This is a genomic window from Vibrio cortegadensis, assembly GCF_024347395.1.
Classification (GTDB): Bacteria; Pseudomonadota; Gammaproteobacteria; order Enterobacterales; family Vibrionaceae; genus Vibrio; species Vibrio cortegadensis.
Genome location: NZ_AP025473.1, coordinates 824,474 through 843,553, shown reverse-complemented (window position 1 = coordinate 843,553; position 19,080 = coordinate 824,474). Strand labels below are relative to the sequence as shown.

General features: G+C 42.4%; 14 protein-coding genes. 7 read left to right on the top strand and 7 right to left on the bottom strand.

Annotation, left to right across the window (positions count from 1 at the left end; all coding sequences use genetic code 11):
• Positions 1 to 59 precede the first annotated feature (59 nt).
• Both OCV39_RS18040 and OCV39_RS18035 read left to right on the top strand, forming a co-directional pair.
• Complete coding sequence (locus tag OCV39_RS18040) at positions 60 to 1,043, top strand: sensor domain-containing diguanylate cyclase (RefSeq protein ID WP_261889598.1); 984 nt, start codon at positions 60 to 62, stop codon at positions 1,041 to 1,043.
• A gap of 35 nt (positions 1,044 to 1,078) precedes the next feature.
• Complete coding sequence (locus OCV39_RS18035; protein WP_261889597.1) at positions 1,079 to 3,022, top strand: sensor histidine kinase; 1,944 nt, start codon at positions 1,079 to 1,081, stop codon at positions 3,020 to 3,022.
• 30 nt (positions 3,023 to 3,052) lie between these two features.
• Here the strand turns inward: OCV39_RS18035 and OCV39_RS18030 are convergent, their stop codons facing one another.
• On the bottom strand, positions 3,053 to 4,597 hold the full coding sequence (locus tag OCV39_RS18030) for an HD domain-containing phosphohydrolase (RefSeq protein WP_113799790.1): 1,545 nt from the start codon (positions 4,595 to 4,597) through the stop codon (positions 3,053 to 3,055).
• Positions 4,598 to 4,785: 188 nt separating this feature from the next.
• Between OCV39_RS18030 and OCV39_RS18025 the strand changes: the two genes are divergently transcribed.
• From OCV39_RS18025 to OCV39_RS18015, 3 genes are all read left to right on the top strand, one after another.
• Complete coding sequence (locus OCV39_RS18025) at positions 4,786 to 5,220, top strand: acyl-CoA thioesterase (RefSeq protein WP_171755831.1); 435 nt, start codon at positions 4,786 to 4,788, stop codon at positions 5,218 to 5,220.
• A 71-nt stretch (positions 5,221 to 5,291) separates the two neighbouring features.
• Positions 5,292 to 6,713, top strand: coding sequence for an aminotransferase-like domain-containing protein (locus tag OCV39_RS18020; RefSeq protein WP_136995261.1), 1,422 nt, complete (start codon positions 5,292 to 5,294; stop codon positions 6,711 to 6,713).
• 106 nt (positions 6,714 to 6,819) lie between these two features.
• On the top strand, positions 6,820 to 7,080 hold the full coding sequence (locus OCV39_RS18015; RefSeq protein WP_171755829.1) for a hypothetical protein: 261 nt from the start codon (positions 6,820 to 6,822) through the stop codon (positions 7,078 to 7,080).
• Positions 7,081 to 7,189: 109 nt separating this feature from the next.
• Here the strand turns inward: OCV39_RS18015 and OCV39_RS18010 are convergent, their stop codons facing one another.
• The 3 genes from OCV39_RS18010 to phhA all read right to left on the bottom strand — a co-directional run bounded on the left by OCV39_RS18010 (position 7,190) and on the right by phhA (position 10,946).
• Positions 7,190 to 9,505, bottom strand: a complete 2,316-nt coding sequence (locus OCV39_RS18010; protein ID WP_136995259.1) for a methyl-accepting chemotaxis protein — start codon at positions 9,503 to 9,505, stop codon at positions 7,190 to 7,192.
• Between the two features lie 309 nt (positions 9,506 to 9,814).
• The gene (locus OCV39_RS18005) at positions 9,815 to 10,150 is read right to left on the bottom strand and encodes a 4a-hydroxytetrahydrobiopterin dehydratase (protein WP_017052326.1); all 336 of its coding nucleotides are present in this window, start codon (positions 10,148 to 10,150) and stop codon (positions 9,815 to 9,817) included.
• On the bottom strand, positions 10,143 to 10,946 hold the full coding sequence (gene phhA / locus OCV39_RS18000; RefSeq protein ID WP_261889596.1) for a phenylalanine 4-monooxygenase: 804 nt from the start codon (positions 10,944 to 10,946) through the stop codon (positions 10,143 to 10,145). The genes OCV39_RS18005 and phhA overlap by 8 nt, the downstream gene beginning before the upstream one ends.
• 225 nt (positions 10,947 to 11,171) lie before the next feature.
• Between phhA and OCV39_RS17995 the strand changes: the two genes are divergently transcribed.
• Both OCV39_RS17995 and OCV39_RS17990 read left to right on the top strand, forming a co-directional pair.
• Positions 11,172 to 13,160 (top strand): acetoacetate--CoA ligase, encoded by a 1,989-nt coding sequence (locus OCV39_RS17995; RefSeq protein ID WP_261889595.1) that lies wholly within the window; start codon positions 11,172 to 11,174, stop codon positions 13,158 to 13,160.
• 137 nt (positions 13,161 to 13,297) lie between these two features.
• Positions 13,298 to 14,215, top strand: a complete 918-nt coding sequence (locus tag OCV39_RS17990; RefSeq protein ID WP_136995257.1) for a LysR family transcriptional regulator — start codon at positions 13,298 to 13,300, stop codon at positions 14,213 to 14,215.
• 110 nt (positions 14,216 to 14,325) lie between these two features.
• On the opposite strand, the gene tnaA is transcribed toward OCV39_RS17990, so the two are convergent.
• The 3 genes from tnaA to OCV39_RS17975 form a co-directional block, all read right to left on the bottom strand.
• The gene (gene tnaA / locus OCV39_RS17985) at positions 14,326 to 15,795 is read right to left on the bottom strand and encodes a tryptophanase (protein WP_261889594.1); all 1,470 of its coding nucleotides are present in this window, start codon (positions 15,793 to 15,795) and stop codon (positions 14,326 to 14,328) included.
• Positions 15,796 to 16,512: 717 nt separating this feature from the next.
• The gene (locus OCV39_RS17980; RefSeq protein WP_261889593.1) at positions 16,513 to 17,406 is read right to left on the bottom strand and encodes a YjjW family glycine radical enzyme activase; all 894 of its coding nucleotides are present in this window, start codon (positions 17,404 to 17,406) and stop codon (positions 16,513 to 16,515) included.
• A 23-nt stretch (positions 17,407 to 17,429) separates the two neighbouring features.
• Positions 17,430 to 18,974, bottom strand: a complete 1,545-nt coding sequence (locus tag OCV39_RS17975; protein WP_261889592.1) for a YjjI family glycine radical enzyme — start codon at positions 18,972 to 18,974, stop codon at positions 17,430 to 17,432.
• Positions 18,975 to 19,080: the final 106 nt, after the last annotated feature.

Below are 19,080 nucleotides of genomic sequence, written 5' to 3'. Positions count from 1 at the left end.
AACAACAACTATTTTGGTCATATAATGTAAATAGACAAAATACCATACTAAGGACGCCAATGAGCCATCGTGATACATGCTTATCAAATTCAGATCAAAAAATTATCGATCTTCAAAAATGGCAGCATACGGTTGATCTCATGTCTGAACTGTTTGGGGCTACCTGTGGGACCATCGTTCAATTGAGAGAAAATGAGTTCAATGTTGTGGTCGCGAGCCACAACAAAGAAAATTTCTTAAAAACAGACGTTTCTTGGCCGTGGGAAATGAAAAGTTTCTGTCGCACGATTATGGAAACCAAGCAGAACCTGTATGTAAATAATGCAAAGCAAGATGATTATTGGAAAGATGCTCCTCCGGTTACACACGGCCCCGTAGAATCCTACTGTGGGCTTCCTATCTATTGGCCAAATGGCGAACTATTTGGAACCATTTGTGTTATAGATACGAAACCAACCTCCTACCCGACAAAACTACTCAACTTACTTGAGCAATTCAGTAATTTGATCATGTCTGACTTAAAAGTTTATTGTCACTATCAAGAGCTACAAGATCTTGCCCTGACGGATGAATTAACAGGCCTGAACAATCGCAGAGGTTTGCATTTACTTGGTGAACAGCGAGTTAAAGATGCTAAACGGGCAAGACAAACCATTGGTGTAATTTACTTAGATATCGATAAGCTAAAACAAGTCAACGACCAACATGGACATTGTGTTGGTGACGAATGCATTAAAACTGTGGCAAAAGTATTATCCGAAAACTGCCGGGAAAGTGACATTGTGGTGCGAATGGGGGGAGATGAATTTGTCATTATGAGCTTATTTAACGATGAAGATGGATTCAATCATGATGAGCAACTTGAAGCACTCTGCCAACGTTTAATTAAAAACTACCACGTCCAAATCGAAGCTCAACCACAATTCGGTATGACATCTCTTAGCTACGGTCAAAAAACGTTCAATCACAACAGAGAACTTACAATCGAAGAGATGATCGAGCAAACGGATCACCTGATGTATCAAAATAAAAACAAAAAATGAGCCACAATAATAAGTAGAATAATCAAGGGATGATAATGAGCCGCACTCCACAGTTCGAGAACAGCAAGCAAAGCCCTATATCGAGCCATATCGGACGACGAATCATCCTAATCTTAATTCTGATAAGCAGTGCGGTAACCCTAATTACAACGCTGATACAGACCTATTGGGATTATAATCGTGAGTTGAGTGCCGTAGAAAGCCGCCACTATGAAATTGAGAAAATTCATATCGATTTACTCGCCCCATCACTATGGCGGTTTGACTTAGAGCTTTTACAGCAACGAATAGAAGGTCTTGTCAATTTACCTAAAGTCGATTACCTAGAAGTCGAAGCCGATAACTACATACTTAGAGCTGGAACCCCAGTAGAAAAGCAAATCATTTCTAGCCGCTATCCTATCAAATTTTCAATTTCAGAAAACGAGCCAAAAGAGGTCATTGGTAGCTTGTATGTAGAGTCTGACGCCAACACTATCTACAGCTATCTCTTAAAGCAATTCCTTATCACTCTTGGAATTAACGCGCTTAAAACCGCTATTGTCTGCTATCTGATTTTAATGATATTTCACCAGAGCGTTAACCGACGACTGTTCTCCATCGCGCAATATTTACGAAAATTCAACCCTCGCAACCCAAGTAAACCACTTACACTCCAATACACGCCTTGGATTATGGAAAAAGAAGACGAACTCAAATGGCTTGGAGATGAAACCAATAAAATCACGTCGAGTGTGTCCTCTCTTTATCGCGATATTAAATATCAACAAGAGCGTTTTGCTGACTTTGCCGATGTCTCTTCTGATTGGCTATGGGAGACTAATGAATCAGGGGTATTAATTTATGCTTCAGATGAAATGGTAAAAAATTTAAACCTCAACGGCTGCGAATCAGTTCCCCTATTTAACATCCCAACATTCAACAAGACTCACTCTTTACTCGCCCATATTAACGCAAAATTAAATTTCTCATTATGTGAAGAAAAATTGATAATCGAGGGCCAAGAGCGATTTTTACTCTTTCAAGGAACAGCAAAATATCAAGATGATACCTTTACTGGGTTTCGTGGGACGGCATTGGATATCTCAGCCTTAACTCAAGCTAAGGTAAAGCTAGAGGAGCTCAACCATACTCTTGAGAATAAAGTAAAAGAACGAACTCAAGAACTAGAAAATAATATGGTCACTCTGCAAAAGACCCAAGATCAGTTGGTCGAATCTGAAAAGTTAGCCGCATTAGGTGGGCTCGTTGCTGGAGTCGCTCATGAAGTAAACACACCATTAGGAATATCCGTGACCGCCGCGTCTATCATCAAAGAAATCACACAAGAACTTAACCAAGCATTTGCTGATCAGACATTATCCAGCGTTCAGTTTTCAGACTTGATGGAGCGCATGAGTGAGAGCACAATTATGCTGGAGGATAACTTAAATCGAGGTTCTAAACTGATACGTGACTTTAAACAAACTGCCGTCAACCAAGTGTCAGAATGCAGGAGCAATTTTGTTATCCATCAAGTATTAGATGCATTAATTACCAGCTTGCACCCTGAGACTCGAAAAATCCCCGTGACGCCAATCATTTCAGGCAGCGACACTCTTTCAATGAGCAGTTTACCTGGAGTACTCACGCAAGTGATCACCAATCTCATTATGAATAGTATCAATCATGCCTTTGCGGATTCATCTGAACCCGCAAAAATTAGCATTTCTTTCTATGAACAAAACAACGAGATTATCTTCGAATATATCGATAATGGTTCTGGAATTGAAGAAGCATTGCATCAAAAGATATTTGAACCTTTTTACACCAGCAAACGCGGAACTGGCGGCTCGGGGCTTGGGCTCAACTTAGTGTTCAACCTTATACACCAGAAGCTAGCGGGAAGCTTAAATTTTGAGTCATCCATTAATCAAGGCGTCCATTTTACATTCAGAACGCCGAAAGAGTTGCCGATATCACCAGAACAAAGCTCATAGCATTGTTCACCCTTCACAATTTATTGAGTATTAGTCAGGAAAGCTGTCACGGATCTCAGTAAACGTATCCCAGTTATCCAGCATTAAATCGACTAACACGGGTTCAAAATGCTTTCCTTTCTGAGACAAGATTTCCTTTCTAATCTTCTCATCAGGCCACGGTTTCTTATAACTTCGCTTAGCGCCAAGGGCATCAAACACATCTGCAATTGCCGTAATTCGCCCACTGATTGGAATATCTTCACCGCTCAATTGATTGGGGTACCCTGTACCATCCCATTTCTCATGGTGGTAAGCCGCGATCTCTTTGGCGACTAAAATCAATTTTCGCTTTGAACGACTTAAAATATCAACACCATATTCAACATGCTTTTGCATAATATACCACTCATCTTCAGTGAGCTTTCCAGGTTTATGTAATATGCTGTCTGGGATCGCCACCTTACCCACATCATGCAAAGGCGACGCTTGTTTAATCATAAAAGTATCATATTCCGAGAGACCATATAAAATCGCTAGCTGTTCCGATACCAGAGACACGCGTTGCACGTGCGCCCCCGTCTCTTTGCTCCTTGCTTCCACTGCGTTGGCTAAATTATAAACCAACTCTTTTGAGGTCTCTTTTAAATCCACAAGCAGACTAAGGTTCTCAAACGTCAACCCTATGTTATGCATATAGATTTCAAGTAACTGCTTATCTAACTCTGAAAGTGCAGTATTAATATTGATATAAAGCAGGTTGTTCACGCCACGCTCATCAGCCATAAAAAATACGTAGGCATCCTCGTAGCTCTGACTTTGCTTTTTCTTGGCCGCGTCATGACAACGTTTAGAGACAATATCCGGCAAACGGTCATATGCACATTCAGAGTAGGCATTCACATCCCCTCCCGTAGCCGCGAGTGTTAATGCGCTCGATTCCTCCCCTTCAGGCGTAGGCTGAACAACGCCATAAAAAGCCGAAACGTCCAATTTCAATAATGATGTCGCCTGCAACAAAGACGCCGCGGCATAAGCTTTCATCGTCGTGGTATTTTGCACATTAGCAGATGCTTGAATGACTAACCTCAGACCTTCTCTTTGCTTATCAATGGTACAAAGGTCTCGATATGCTCTTAGCATTGAATACAGCAATGTACGTAGCTTCTGGGTAGTTAACTCCGTTTTTTCCTTGTAATCATCAATTTCGTACTCTTGAATAACGATATCTTCAGGTGCCTGTCCTGCTTGTCCCGTTCGAAGTACCAAACGAATAAGCTTGTTATTTAATCCTCCGCGAATATGCCGAACCAGATCCAAGCCAGCATGTTCCGTTTCCATCACGACATCAACAAGGGCAATAGCAATATCATCGGCTGAATCTAAGATCTGCTTCGCTTCTTCACCCGACAGCGCTGAAATCAGCTCTAATTTACGCTCCTGAAATGTAAATCCACTCAAGGCTAATTTTGTGATTTGATGAACCTGATCATCATCATCTACAATTAATACGCGCCACGGTTTCAGAAGTTTATGGACTTTACTGGCTGATGGTTCAGTTTGTATTTCATTCCGATAATCAGAAAATAACTCCATCAGTAACCTCAATATTTACACAGACTCTTATAGGTTTAGCACACCAACGCCTATCTTGATCACTAATCAATTAACAAAAGACTCAAGAATGCAATTCAACACTAAATTACGCCATCAGCATGTTGCAACAATGTTAACAAAACAGTAGGGTAGGAATTTAAACGATTGTTTGATTTTTGAGGCCATGTGTGGAAAACCTACTAAAAGAGTACTCTGTTATTACTGAAATTCCTGTCGCCTGGGGAGAGATGGACGCACTCAATCACGTCAACAACGCGGTCTATTTTCGTTATTTTGAAACCGCTCGCATTGCCCATTTTAATAAAGTGGAATTGATGGAAGAGATGGCCATGACCAAAGTTGGGCCAGTACTTGGAGAAACTCAGTGTCGCTACAAACTCCCAGTTACCTACCCTGACACGCTTTTGATTGGCTCCAAAGTCACCGATATACAATCGGATAGGTTCACGATGCAATATGAAATTGTGAGCAAAAAACTTGGAAAAATCACAACGATTGGCAGCGCAACGATTGTTATGTTCGATTTCAAAACCAATCAAAAGGCTGAGTTATCGGAACGCCTTACTCTCGCCATTAAAGCGCTGGATAAAGAGCTAGCGTAAGCAGGTATGCTGTCACTTCACTCAATGTTAAGATAAATATCAATTCCACACTCTGACACTGATGGTAGTTAATGACTCGTTACGAACAGCTTGCTCAAGATATTAAGCGGCAGATTAGCCAAAAGGTTTGGCGATCTGGTGAAAAGATCCCTTCGGTACGAGTAAGCTGTAAAAGTACGGGTTATAGCATCGCCACCGTTTTACAAGCATATCAGTTACTTGAGAGCCAAGGTTGGGTGACTGCAAAACCGCAATCAGGCTATTTCGTCGCACCACAGATTGAAAACCTACTTAGCCCTCAAGCATCATCAAGCTCTACGAAGCCAAAACAGATTAATATCAACGATCAACTGTTTGATGTGTTACAGCGCAATAAACAACAAGACATGGTGCCCTTAGGCTCTGCCTTTCCCGATCCATCCCTCTTTCCCCAACAAGCACTTGCTCGAAACTTGGCTAGCGCGAGTCGCAAAATGCCTGAAAATAGCGCCATAATAAATATGCCTCCAGGGAGTGAAAGCCTACGCCGCAATATTGCCCAACGCTACGCTCAGCAAGGTTTATCAGTCTCACCCGATGATATAGTGATCACCTCAGGGGCAATGGAAGCGCTAAGTTTAAGTTTGCAAGCCGTAACAAAGCCTGGAGACTTGGTGGTGATTGAAAGCCCAACATTCTATGGCGCTTTACAGACGATTGAACGGCTTAATTTGCGAGCCGTCGAGATCCCAACCCACCCCCTTGAAGGGATTGATTTAATCGCGCTTGAAAAGGCATTAACTGAACTCCCAATCAAAGCATGCTGGCTAATGACTAACTTCCAAAACCCACTTGGATTTTGCATGTCAGATCACGCTAAGCAATCTCTTGTTGAACTACTTCATCACCATCAAACGCCTCTGATCGAAGACGATGTTTATGCCGAGCTGTTTTTTAGCCCAGATAAACCCAAACCAGCGAAAGCATTTGATCAACACGACGACGTTTTGCTCTGTGGTTCATTTTCAAAATGTTTATCTCCGGGTTTTCGTATTGGCTGGGTTGTCGCCGGACAGCGAAGCGAAACAATCCAGCGTTTCCAATTGATGTCGACTCTTTCAAGTAGCGTTCCAATTCAACTAGGGATCAGCCACTATCTTCAATTTGGCTCATTTGATGCACATTTAAGAAAGCTAAGACGCAAACTTGAACAGCATAAACACCAAATGCTTGCAGCAATACGAACTTACTTCCCTGACTCCATCAGCGTCACGGACCCAAGTGGTGGCTATTTCATTTGGATTGAATTCGGCGGTCACTTCGACTGTTCCCACTTCTATGAACAAGCACTCCAGTCTCAAATAGCCGTGGCTCCTGGAACACTCTTTAGTAGTGATAACCAAGGTTCTAAGCACATTCGGATCAACTACTCCTACCCATGCGAAGGCAGGATCTTAAACGCCATCATAGAGTTAGGTAGGCTCGCGCATTTAACCCTCAATAAACCCGAGTGATGTCACCAAACCAACTGTTCTATGTTTTTTCATCATAGCTGTTCTATCTCTAACAGTTAGCATCGTGGTTCAATGTCTGTTCACATACCTACCTTGAGTCAATAGTATGAAAACGACGGCCACAAAACATGAAATTAGATTGATCATCGTCGCCATTATCGGTGCACTTTTATTAATTTTCGGCCATTTAATTTTAGCGAAAAGTTTCTCTCATTTCCCTTGGGCTGAAATCACGGCAGCGCTGATCCCATTTCTTATGTTTGCCTTATGTGTCGGCTCCATTCATTACGCCGTGAATGCCGATGACAGCGACCACGGCAATAATAGCAACAGCAACAGCAACAGCAACAGCAACGATGATGAATGATTGTGACGCTCGGTTGTCTACACCTACGAAAAAAGCACTTAAGCCACGAGAGGGAGCGACTTAAGTGCTTGGTATATCTATTTTGAATGGCCTTTAAACCGTAGCAAAATTATTCATATTTGAATTGAGCCATCTCCTTATTTAGCTCTTGAGCTTGATCAGTCAATGCTCCTAGCACCTCATCCACATCATTTACTTGGGTAGAAACAGAAGATGAAGCATCGGCAATCGAGGTGATGCTGCCACTGATTTCATCGGTCACCGCTTTCTGCTCTTCAGTCGCGGCGGCAATTTGAATATTCATATCATTAATTTCAGTGAGCATTGAGACGATTTGCTCAAGCATTTCTGTATTTCGTTCACAACTTTCAACGCCTTTTATCACGGATGTATTCGCCTCCTCAATTCCGGTAGACACCGACGCGGTCTCTTTCTGAAGGGATTCAATTTTGGATCGTATCTCTTCCGTCGAAGCTTGTGTACGACTGGCAAGAGAGCGTACTTCATCTGCAACGACAGCAAAACCTCGTCCCTGCTCTCCTGCCCTTGCGGCTTCTATCGCTGCATTTAACGCAAGTAAATTAGTCTGCTCTGCAATGCCTTGAATGACATCCAACACTTCTGCTATCGAGTTGCTTTCACTGTGCAAACGACCAATCGCTTCCACTGCCGTGCGCATTTGAGCATTCAGTTCCGTCATTTCATTGCCTAAGACTAACCCGACTTGAACACTCTCACTTCCCGTATCATTAGCATTTTTTACAAAATCGGCGGCTCGGTTCGCAAACTGTGCCACTTCAGCAATCGACGCGCTCATTTCATTAACAGCGGTAGCTACAGACTCTGTTCGATGCGACTGCTCATTCACTGCTTCTCTTGTACTGCTCATATTTCCAGACATCGTTCGCGTGTTTCTATCGAGCTCATTAGTGGCGCTTGCAAACTCTTTGATCATATTTTGAAGTTGAGAAAATAGTTTATTCAGCGATACTGCGAGATCAGACATTTCATCTTTACCACGTTCATCCAACCGCTCTGTCAGGTCATTCCCTTTGCTGATTTTTTGAATTTGTAGTGAAGCCATCCTGATTGGGCGAGATATACCGTTTCCGACAAGATAAGAGATCCCAATTGAGATCAGTACAATCACGACAATACTGATGATCACCGTAGTTTGCACCGCTGAATTAAGGGCAGTAACATCCTTAAACGCTTCCGATTCGTCTATCTCGGTTAATATCCCCCAAGAAAGTCCAGCGGCATTGATAGGAGCGTACGCAGAGAGAACCGAGATACCACGATAATCTTGCACTAACTCATACCCACTCTGTCCGCTTAATGCTCGCTTTGCCGTCTCAGATTCAACAGGTTGCAGCCCGATAGCTGAGTTTTTACCTTTAATATTTTTGACTACACTGGCAGAAACGCCAGCCATTGAAAGAGCCGATAAATACTGACTTGGGTCTTCAATTAGAAAGCGAGGTTGGCTTCGTAGTAGCCCATCTTGCCCAATTAAATAGGTTTCTCCGCTCGCTCCTAACCCTGCCGCACTCCAGTTTTGATTAAACGTCATGATCGAATTAATGGCATCAACAGGCATTTGAAAAATCAGGGCTCCGATCCGTTGACCACCTGAAAAAACGGGCGTGCCTATAAATGATGCAGCAGACTCATAAGAGGGATAATAAGGAGAGAAGTCTTCAATATAGAAGTATCTATTGGATGCATTTTTTACCTGATTGTATGTTTTGGCTAGACCAGACTGGCGGTAAGGACCAGTAAGTAGATTGGTGGCAAAATCCAGCTCTTTATAAACGGAATACACCACGTTACCTTGGTTGTCGACCATAAAAATATCGTAATAGCCGAATGAGGTGAGAAAATGACGCAGCGAATCATGATACCGCTCGTGAACTTGATCATATCCTGTGTTTAATGGATCGGAATCTAATAAATGCTTTTCACCTACTTGATTAGAGTTTACACCGATGTATCGAGCTTGCAGTGCTTGCCCCGCAACGGACAGTTGGCTCAGGCGGCTTAATTCATTCGCTGATTTTTGATCATTTTTATCACGATATAGAGCACCAAATTGAGAGGTATAGTAATTGCGCAAGGCTGAGTAATCTTGCTCTGATACTTGCTCAATGGGATAACGTTCAAACTCTCGACTAAATGCAGTCAATGCATCTTGAATCGCCACATCGCTGGCTAACGTCTCTAGTTGGAAATGAATTTGATCGAAATATCGCTCAATTTCACCCTTTTTGATCTCTCTTACCGACAGTAGTTGACTTGATGCTCGCTCATGCAGTGCTTGTTTCGATAAAGAGGACGCTTTCCAGCCTACAAATCCCCCACTGACCACAACCCCAATCGCACAAAGTACAGTACAAGCTAAAATAATTTTAGTTGCAATTCTCATCCCAAAACCTCACAGCTAGATTGCTGAAATAATTCATGTATATCCCGAATCGATGTCGAGATCAGACGCACCTAGCCGTAGGTAAGTACCAACTTTATAATATGAATTTGTCTTGATACTCAGACGAAAGTTTAGAAGTGAAAATCGGTTTTATCGAATTTATTAATAGTTTTATTACTAACCCAGAAAGATTCATTGCTAATCACTATCAAAGGGGAAGATAGCCTGATGACTCACCGAGAAGGGGATGGTGAGCCACCAAGCTAAATGGTGGTTATCGCCGCTTGAGCTCATTTCAACGGCATCAACTTAACTAGCATTCAATAGGTCACATTTAGATGCACAGATAAAATCATTTCTATGTAAACCTTTAATTGAGTGACTCCACCATGTCACCGTTACCTTGCCCCACTCTAGTAAGGTTGCTGGATGATGAAATTCTTCTTCAGCGAGTTGCGCGATTTTATTGGAAAACGCCCATGCTAATTTATAGTTTTTAAAAGTATAGACTTTCTCAAGCTGGGGGATTTCATCTCGCTCTACAAGCGCCCAACCATTAAGTTCAGCTAAAAGCTCTTGCTGTTCAAATTTCGTTAGTGATACAGAATCAATGCTGCAAGCTTCGCAGCGTAGTTCGTTAAGCATGGTTCATTTCCTTAGATTTTGCTTTCGGTTCAAACAAAGGCGATAACATTTCTGCTTTCATCGCTTTGTGTACTTGGTCCATCAAGTCCTGCTGACTCAAACGATATAACGCCGCAATATCATCCAGTTCGTAATACAACGGCTGCATAATATCAATTCGATAGGGTGTATTCAGTACAGTTTGGATATCAAATGGTTGACGTTTCGCATCAGTACTATCCAGCGAATACACCGTTTCACCTGGGGAAGACAAAATTCCGCCACCATAGATTTTGCTTTTCCCGTTCTCTTTCACCAAACCAAACTCGACGGTAAACCAGTACAATCGGGCAAGATAAACGCGCTCTGCTGGGGTTGCCGCTTTTCCAAGCACACCATAAGCATGGGTAAATGCAGCAAAATCTTGATGCGTTAACATTGCACAATGGCCAAAGATTTCATGGAAAAAATCTGGCTCTTGTAAATAGTCAAAGTCCTCTCTGGTTCGAAGAAACGTTGCCACCGGAAATTTGCGTTCTGCTAACAGCGAAAAGAACCGATCAAAGTTAATTAATGCCGCAACAGGCTCGACTTGCCAACCCGTTTCTTGCAGTAAAATTTTATTGATATCATTTAATTGTGGAACACGATCGTGTGTTAATTGAAGCATGTCTAGTCCATCTAGATATGGACGACATGCCCTATCACCTATGACGCTTTGCTGACGAGTAACAAGTTCCGACCATATTTGGTCTTCTTCTGCACTCCACTCAACTTTCCCTGCACCGTTTACCGGCTTGGAATGATATTGCACCATCACCCCTCTCCTTTACATTGTGGTTACATAAAGCCTATCTCTCGACGCCGTTCATCGCCAACCCTCTTTCAAAATCAACCAGTTAATTGATGTAACATATTGTTTACAATTTTGTGTTTTTTTCTTATTTTTCATACTTATATTTCTTGTGGGAATGTTTGACTTTGACTCAATTGAAGTCAAAACTTGTTCGATAATTGATCAAAAATCGACAATGAGGGAACAATGTCAGATTCAGAACCGGTATGGATACCAACTCAACAGCGAGTAAGCTCTTCACTTCTGCATGGATTTATTGAACGTCTTAATGCGCAAGGCATGGATCTTGATGGCTTTCAACCACTCCACCAATGGTCGATAACAGAACCAAGATCGTTTTGGAAAGAAGCCTGGGAGTATTGCGCTGTCATCGGCTCTCAAGGAGAATGCATCATTGATACAGGAAGAGCCAAATGGGGCGATTATAGCCCCCCTAGAGATTCCATTTGGTTCCCACAAGCTCAGTTAAACTATGCAGAAAACCTTTTATGTTACGCCCACAAAACCCCAAATGAGATTGCGGTTTGGTTTAAAAACGAACGAGGGCATCAGCACAAGGTTTCTTGGCTGGAGTTATATGAACAAGTATCCGTTACTCAACAATGGCTGAAAAATAATGGCGTAGGCAAGGGAGATGTCGTCGCTGGTTACCTCCCATATTTACCTCAAACTCTCGTGGCAATGCTTGCGACCACAAGCTTAGGCGCTATTTGGACATCGACTTCACCCGATTTCGGTGCAAGCAGCGTTATTGAGCGTTTTGAACAAGTTAAACCGAAAGTTTTATTCTGTTGTAATGGTTATACCTTTAATGGCAAGACTCACCTTATGGGCGATAAAAACAACGCCATCGCCAATGCCATATCGAGTATTACCCATGTTTGTGAAATTGAATATCTAGAACCCTCCGCAGGTTTTCCTTCAAATAAATCAGAGAACTCAGCATTGACACATTGGGATGATTTACTCTCTTGCTTCTCTGCGCGTGAAGTGCAATTCGAGCGTGTTGCTTTTAATGATCCCCTCTTAGTTCTTTATTCCTCAGGCACAACGGGAAAACCCAAATGCATCACTCATTCTGTTGGGGGAACAACGCTCAATCACTTGAAAGAACATCAGCTGCACTGCGATATTAAGCCTAGTGACCGCGTTTTTTATTACACAACTTGCGGCTGGATGATGTGGAACTGGCATGTTTCGACATTAGCAAGTGGAGCAACCTTAGTGATTTATGACGGCAGCCCAATGTACCCAACAGCAGATACGTTATGGGAACTGGCGGATCATGCTGAAGTCAGTCTTTTTGGCACTTCGGCGAAGTATTTGGAAGCGTTACAAAAACAGAATATCAGCCCCCAATCGACTTATAATTTACACGCATTACGAACTCTCTGCTCAACAGGTTCCGCCTTGTATCCTGAACAATTTGATTTCGTTTATTCTCATATCAAACAGGATATTCATTTAGCCTCCATTTCGGGAGGAACGGATATTTGCGGCTGCTTTGTATTAGGTAACCCCATCTCTCCTGTTTATCGTGGAGAATGCCAAAATTCAGCGCTTGGCATGGACGTAAGGGTATTTTCAGATAGAGGCTTAGCCATTGAACAACAGCGCGGTGAATTAGTGTGTTTGAACAGTTTTCCAAATCAACCGATTGGCTTTTGGGGAGATAACGGAGAACGCTATCACCATGCGTATTGGGATAAATTTCCAAATATCTGGCACCATGGTGACGATGTATTGCAAACTTCAACACATGGCATGATTTTCTATGGACGCAGTGACACCACCTTAAATCCGGGAGGCGTGAGAATTGGCAGTGCTGAAATATATCAACAGGTCAATCAGCTTGATGCGATAGAGGATTCCATTGCCATTGGGGAACAGTTTCAAGGCGATGAGCGAATCGTACTTTTTGTAAAACTGTGTGATGGATTCAGTCTGAGTGATGATTTAAAACAGTTAATCGCTCAAACATTAAGAACCAAATGCTCCCCGCGCCATGTTCCTGCTATCGTTCACTCGATCAGCGACATTCCTAAAACCAAATCTGGGAAGTTGGTGGAATCAGCAGTTAAAAATATTGTGCATGGCATTCAGGTTAAAAATCTCAGCGCCATCGCCAACCCTGACGTTCTCGATGAAATTGCGGAACTGTATCCATCCACTTAACTCTTTCGCTGTATCGCTATAGCCGTATCGCTATAGCCGTATCGCTATAAATAACGTCATTATCTTGAGATTCATTTTATGATGCTCAATGATGACGTTATACTCCCCGAGTTCCCCCTCTCCTATGAGAAAAATTGATGGATTACGTACACCTATCTCGGATTAGCTTAAAACACTTAACGGCATTACACATTATGCTCAATAGCCATAGTGTGACTCTCACTGCTGAACAACTATGTGTCAGCCCATCAAGCGTCAGTAAAACACTTTCTCAACTCCGATCACTGCTCAATGACGAGCTTTTCTATCGTGATGGGACTCAATTGATCCCAACACCGTTTGCTTTAAAAATTGGTCCAACCGTACATTCTATCTTAGCGAGCATGAACGGTTTGCTTCACCAAGAGCAGTTCAACCCCGCGACGTATAATGGTTCGTTTTGTCTCTCCATGCGTGAGAGTGCTTTCGAAATTTTCGCTCCGACGCTTGCTCAAATTGCAGCCAAAGATGCACCTCTTGCGCGTTTCAATATCCATTCGAAAGAACACTTGGGGTTTGATGCATTACTCAGTGGGCAGGTTGATTTTATTATTCTTCCGCATGACATTAGCCAACCTCCAACCAATGATAAAGATCTGGTGTGGGAACGAATATTAGATGATGAGATGGTTTGCATCATGCACCCAAGCCACCCGCTGAGTGATCAAACGCTCACGATTGAGTCCTATCTTGCGAATAAACATATTGGGATTTTGGATAAGGAACTCTCGATTCCCTACTTTGAGCAAAACCTAACACAGCAGCATCACTCAAGAGAGATTGCGATATCTGTGGCTGATTTTGGCTCAGCAGCCGTACTGTGCCACCACACTGATTTCCTATTTACCAGTTCAAAGTGTTGGGCTGAAAAGGCATTACAAGCGCGAGGTTTAGTGCAAAAATCATTGCCGTTTGATTACGGAAAAGTAGCTTATAGCTTGGTCTGGAATAAGCCAAACATGAACGATCAAGCCATGACTTGGCTGCGTACTCAATTACGTCAGTTTGCGGTGTGAGTATAAAAAAGCGCGACCTTGATGGCCGCGCTTTAACTGTATTTAAGCTATATTTGAACTAGATTTAGCTGTATTTAAACTGCATTTAACTTACGTTTACAACGATGACATTATGCCTCAGCTAACTCGTTTTCTTCTTTGTTTACCGGAGCTTCAACCGGAGCTTCAACTTCTTGTAGTCGAGCAGTGAAGTGGCGCAGAACCGCAGGCTCATAAATGAAATCTAACCCTTTTACATTCTTCGCATTCGCTTTCACTTTCTCAAACGCTTCAATAACAAAGTCCATGTGAGTTTGAGTGTATGTCGCACGAGGAATGGTCAAACGTAACAATTCAGCAGGACACGGATGCTGCTTACCTGTCGCAGGATCACGACCCAATAGCAACGACCCAATCTCAACGGCGCGAATACCAGCCACTTTGTATAACTCACACGCAAGGGCATGGGCAGGGAATTGCTCAGCAGGAATATGAGGTAGAAGTTTACCCGCATCCACAAATGCAGCGTGACCACCAGCTTGCTGACACACAATGCCTAGCGCTTCTAACCCATCGACCAAATATTGCACCTGACCAATGCGGTACTCTAACCAATCTTGGCGCATACCGTCATAAAGACCAACTGCAAGACGCTCCATAGCTCCGCCTTCAAGTCCACCGTATGTTGGAAAACCTTCTTGAACCACACATAGAGTGCGACATTCAGTGTACACATCCATCAATGATTCATCTTTAAAGCAAAGCAAACCACCCATTTGAACCATGGCGTCTTTCTTCGCTGACATCGCAAGACCATCAGCATATTTGTATGATTCACGAGTGATCTGTTCGATCGTCCAATCTTGATACCCCTCTTCACGCTGCTGGATGAAGAACGCATTTTCTGCGTATCGAGCGGAGTCCATGATCACGGGAATATCGTATTTTTGCGCAATCTCGTAGACCGCTTTAAGGTTTGCAATTGAAACAGGCTGACCACCCGCTGAGTTACAAGTGATAGTACTTACAATGTATGGAACATTCGCTGCACCTGCTTCGATGATCGCCTCTTCTAGTTTGATCAGGTCGAAGTTTCCTTTAAAGTCTGCGCTCACTGCGGTGTCGAATGCATCGTCAAGATAGACATTTTTCGCCATACAGCAGTTAATTTGTGTATGTCCTTGAGTAGTATCGAAGAAGTAATTAGACAGAGCCACCATTTTACTGCGATCTAAACCCTTTTCCATCTCGCGTTTTTTAATCAACACTGGAATATAGATTTGCTCAGCACCACGACCTTGATGAGTTGGAATGGTCATTTCGTAGCCGAAAATATCTTTCACAGCATTCGACAGAGCGTAGTAACTACGGCTGCCACTGTACGCTTCATCACCCATCAACATTGCCGCTTGCATACGCTGAGTGATGGATCCTGTACCGCTATCGGTTAACAGATCAATAAACACATCATCGCTATCAAGTAAAAACGGATTCATTCCTGCTTTAATAATGGCTTGCTCACGGTATTCACGAGTCGTACGTTTCACAGGTTCAACAACACGGATACGAAATGGTTCTGGTAAATGCTTAAAGTTTTCCATAATAATGCCTTTTCATTCACTTGATGCTGACACACCAAATTAGTTCATCTATTAATTTCTCTATATAGAGAATTGCGTTCCGACTATTACACGAGCATATTTTGTCTAATTTAAATGAATGACTCGTTTAATAGTTCAAGAGAAAAAGAGTAGAAACACAATATTTAAAGAGGGTTTCGTTTTACCGAAACGAATAACCAACATCACCACAGATCAATTCAATATAGATCAATCATACGAAAATAGTTTCAAGAAAGTGGTACAAATTGATGAGGTTATACTGCGCACACTGCGCTATATGGCGAGAGACGCCAATGAACACACTCTATTCAGAAGAAAGGTGGAATGAAAGCTGATGATCCAGAGTATACCAAGCTAACATGGTTAGCCATGAGGTAGATTGCCACTTAAGGTACATATTCACTTGATGTTCCTTTGTTGAAATCCAGAATGAAACGTTATACTTACTATATTGTAAGCCATGATTTGAGTATGCACACAAATAAAATAACTGTGAACTCTACAACCAATATTTAAGCCTTAAGAATAAAACTTGCCGACACGTTCACAAATACACGACAACACTATGAAACTAATATCTATCAACTATTTTTAATGTCTAAAAATATTCCAATGATTTTATATCAAGAACAACCACTTGATGAGTAATAGGATGAGATTTGATTTTATAAATAGCGGAACACTTAAGAATAGTGCTTATATATAGACAGATGGAAGTTGAATGTCGCGCTTAACATACTGAATCAGCTCTTGATGGAACGTCATCATATCCTCCTCTCCACACTTTTCCCACTGTAAAGCCTCACCGATTACACCATGGTGTTGAAAAGCATTAAGACGCACTTTCACGCTTTCCGGCAGGCAATTTAAATAGTGACCAACACTCTCTGCTTCACTCTGTAGATCCGTCTTTCCAGGAATGTGCAGCAAGCGGACTTCATAGAGTTTTTCAACTTCTGCAAGGTAAGTCATCGACTGAAACACTCGATGATTATCTCTCCCAACAAGCCATTGGTGAGTCTCGTTTTGCCACGCTTTCAAATCGATCATCGCGCCATCTAAGTATGGCTCAACCTTTTGCCATCCAGATAATGAAAGCGAACCATTACTATCAATAAAACAGCTTAAATGGTTTAACTCTGCATCCTGCTTTATCGCTTTAAAGAGATCGACCATAAAGCCTATTTGCAAGGTTGCTTCCCCACCAGAAACCGTAATACCACTTAAGAACACATGGTTTTTGCGGATCAACTCAATCATCTGGCTCACTGAGAAGTGTTGTATTTTGGGGTTGGACTTATACTGGCAAACATCAATGCATTTATCACATTGCGTGCATTTTGATGGGTCCCACTTAACTTTTAGATCTGCATCTAAAGACAGCGCATCAGCTGGGCAGTGAGAAACGCAATCACCGCAATGGTTACAGTGATTAATGGTATGAGGGTTATGACACGATATACAATCGAAATTACACCCTTGCAAAAAAATGACAAGCCGGTTTCCCGGCCCATCGACACAAGAGAAGGTCAGCACACGGCTGACCTTCGCTTGTTTTTCTGTAGTACTTTTTATATTAACCCTAGCCATGAGTTGTTAGTATTTTTACAGAATTATTCGAAGCTTGGCGACATTTCGAAGCTCGCCACTCTTGGTTTACGTTCTAGAATCCCCGTATTTTTCGCCGCTTCCGCCCCTAAGAATGTCGTATTCGTTCTTGAGCCTTGCTCTGAGAATTTGGCGATGTCAGAAAGCTTAACCATATAGCCCGTTACGCGGATCAAATCATTCGATTCAACGTTAGCGGTAAACTCCCGATAACCAAGCTCCAGCGCCCCTTTACAAAGGTTAAACATCGCTTCTGGGTTAGATTTCACCGTCTGATCAATCGTTAAAATATCGCTGATTCCAGAAGTATAGTACTGATGGTGTTCTGCCGTCGCGCGTACATAACTCACAGGATCCGGTTCCGTTCCATATGGAATACGAACACCCGGAGTCACGCCATCATCTAAACTGATACCGCCTTGAGCGTGCAATAAGGCTTTCCCTTCCAAGCCATATTTAACCGTAGTCGACTCAACGATCTCTGCAAGTTTTTTCGATATTCTATGACCAAGTTGGTTCGCTTCTTCATCTTGACCATATTGTGCCGTGACTCCCTCTTTTTCCACTAGGATATTGATCGCTTCAGCCATGCCATAAATGCCAAACATTGGCGCAAAGCGAGACTCATCAATTAAGCCTTCAGTGGTTAAGAACCCTAGGAAGAAGTTCGACTCCTCATGCAAAAAGCGACTACGCTCATCAATCAGATCGAACATCACTTTACAGAAGGAAGGTAGCACTTGGTTTAAGAAATCCACACGATCATTCGATTTTAGTGCCACTTCTTTTAAATTCATACGAACCAGTGTGTTCGACCCACCCGCCAGTGGCAGTGAGTTATAGCAGCTTACGATACCGAACTTTTTATCACCATAAACATTCGCGTGGATTGGGTAGTTCGCGATATGAGGTTTACTGCATTCACAGATGTTACTTGCCGCTTGGCGTAATAGTGAATCAGGCGTCACCGCAGGGTCGTACATGAAAGTCAGGTTCGGAGCGATCTGTTTTAGCTCTGCATCCACACGTAAGATAGTACGGCAAATGATGTTGTCACTTGGGCCAATATTCACATGCATAAACGCATCTGGCAGAGTGCGATCCAGCATGATCCAAAACAGTTTCAGTTTTTGGTAAATCTGCGCTTCAGTTAAATCACCTACATATGGCAGCAACACATCATCGAGTTGACCAAGGTAAACAGGGATAGAAGTCACCGAAGGAACATGGTGATAAAGGATCGTGAGCAAATTTAGCGCTTCATCAAAATTGTTTGCCGCTTCAAGCTCTAAATGCTCAGAGCCTTGACGTAAGAATTTTGCGTAATCAGGTAACACATAACGAGGTTTATAAGGAGCATGCCCTTCAAACATGTCACACAGAACACCGCTATCTAACGCTTCTTTTGCTGCATCTGAAATTGGCATATACGGTAAGCTCGCTTCCGCTTCTAAAGCAAGATATTGAGACTTTTGCTTTGGCGAAAGGTGTGCATCCGTAATGATCTCTTGGAATCTCTGTTGTGTGGCGTTAAATGCTTGCTGGCTCATGCTTAAATCCTATCGACTTAAAACCCTATGTTTAATATGGGAACACTGTAAGTCAGATAGTGCATTTCCACAAATGAAACATATAGAATTATCAATTTCCAAATTG

Coding starts and splice junctions, on each gene's coding strand:
- OCV39_RS18040 (WP_261889598.1), top strand. CDS start 60: ATGAGCCATCGTGATACATGCTTATCAAATTCAGATCAAAAAATTATC.
- OCV39_RS18035 (WP_261889597.1), top strand. CDS start 1,079: ATGAGCCGCACTCCACAGTTCGAGAACAGCAAGCAAAGCCCTATATCG.
- OCV39_RS18030 (WP_113799790.1), bottom strand. CDS start 4,597: ATGGAGTTATTTTCTGATTATCGGAATGAAATACAAACTGAACCATCA.
- OCV39_RS18020 (WP_136995261.1), top strand. CDS start 5,292: ATGACTCGTTACGAACAGCTTGCTCAAGATATTAAGCGGCAGATTAGC.
- OCV39_RS18015 (WP_171755829.1), top strand. CDS start 6,820: ATGAAAACGACGGCCACAAAACATGAAATTAGATTGATCATCGTCGCC.
- OCV39_RS18010 (WP_136995259.1), bottom strand. CDS start 9,505: ATGAGAATTGCAACTAAAATTATTTTAGCTTGTACTGTACTTTGTGCG.
- OCV39_RS18005 (WP_017052326.1), bottom strand. CDS start 10,150: ATGCTTAACGAACTACGCTGCGAAGCTTGCAGCATTGATTCTGTATCA.
- phhA (WP_261889596.1), bottom strand. CDS start 10,946: ATGGTGCAATATCATTCCAAGCCGGTAAACGGTGCAGGGAAAGTTGAG.
- OCV39_RS17995 (WP_261889595.1), top strand. CDS start 11,172: ATGTCAGATTCAGAACCGGTATGGATACCAACTCAACAGCGAGTAAGC.
- OCV39_RS17990 (WP_136995257.1), top strand. CDS start 13,298: ATGGATTACGTACACCTATCTCGGATTAGCTTAAAACACTTAACGGCA.
- tnaA (WP_261889594.1), bottom strand. CDS start 15,795: ATGGAAAACTTTAAGCATTTACCAGAACCATTTCGTATCCGTGTTGTT.
- OCV39_RS17980 (WP_261889593.1), bottom strand. CDS start 17,406: ATGGCTAGGGTTAATATAAAAAGTACTACAGAAAAACAAGCGAAGGTC.
- OCV39_RS17975 (WP_261889592.1), bottom strand. CDS start 18,974: ATGAGCCAGCAAGCATTTAACGCCACACAACAGAGATTCCAAGAGATC.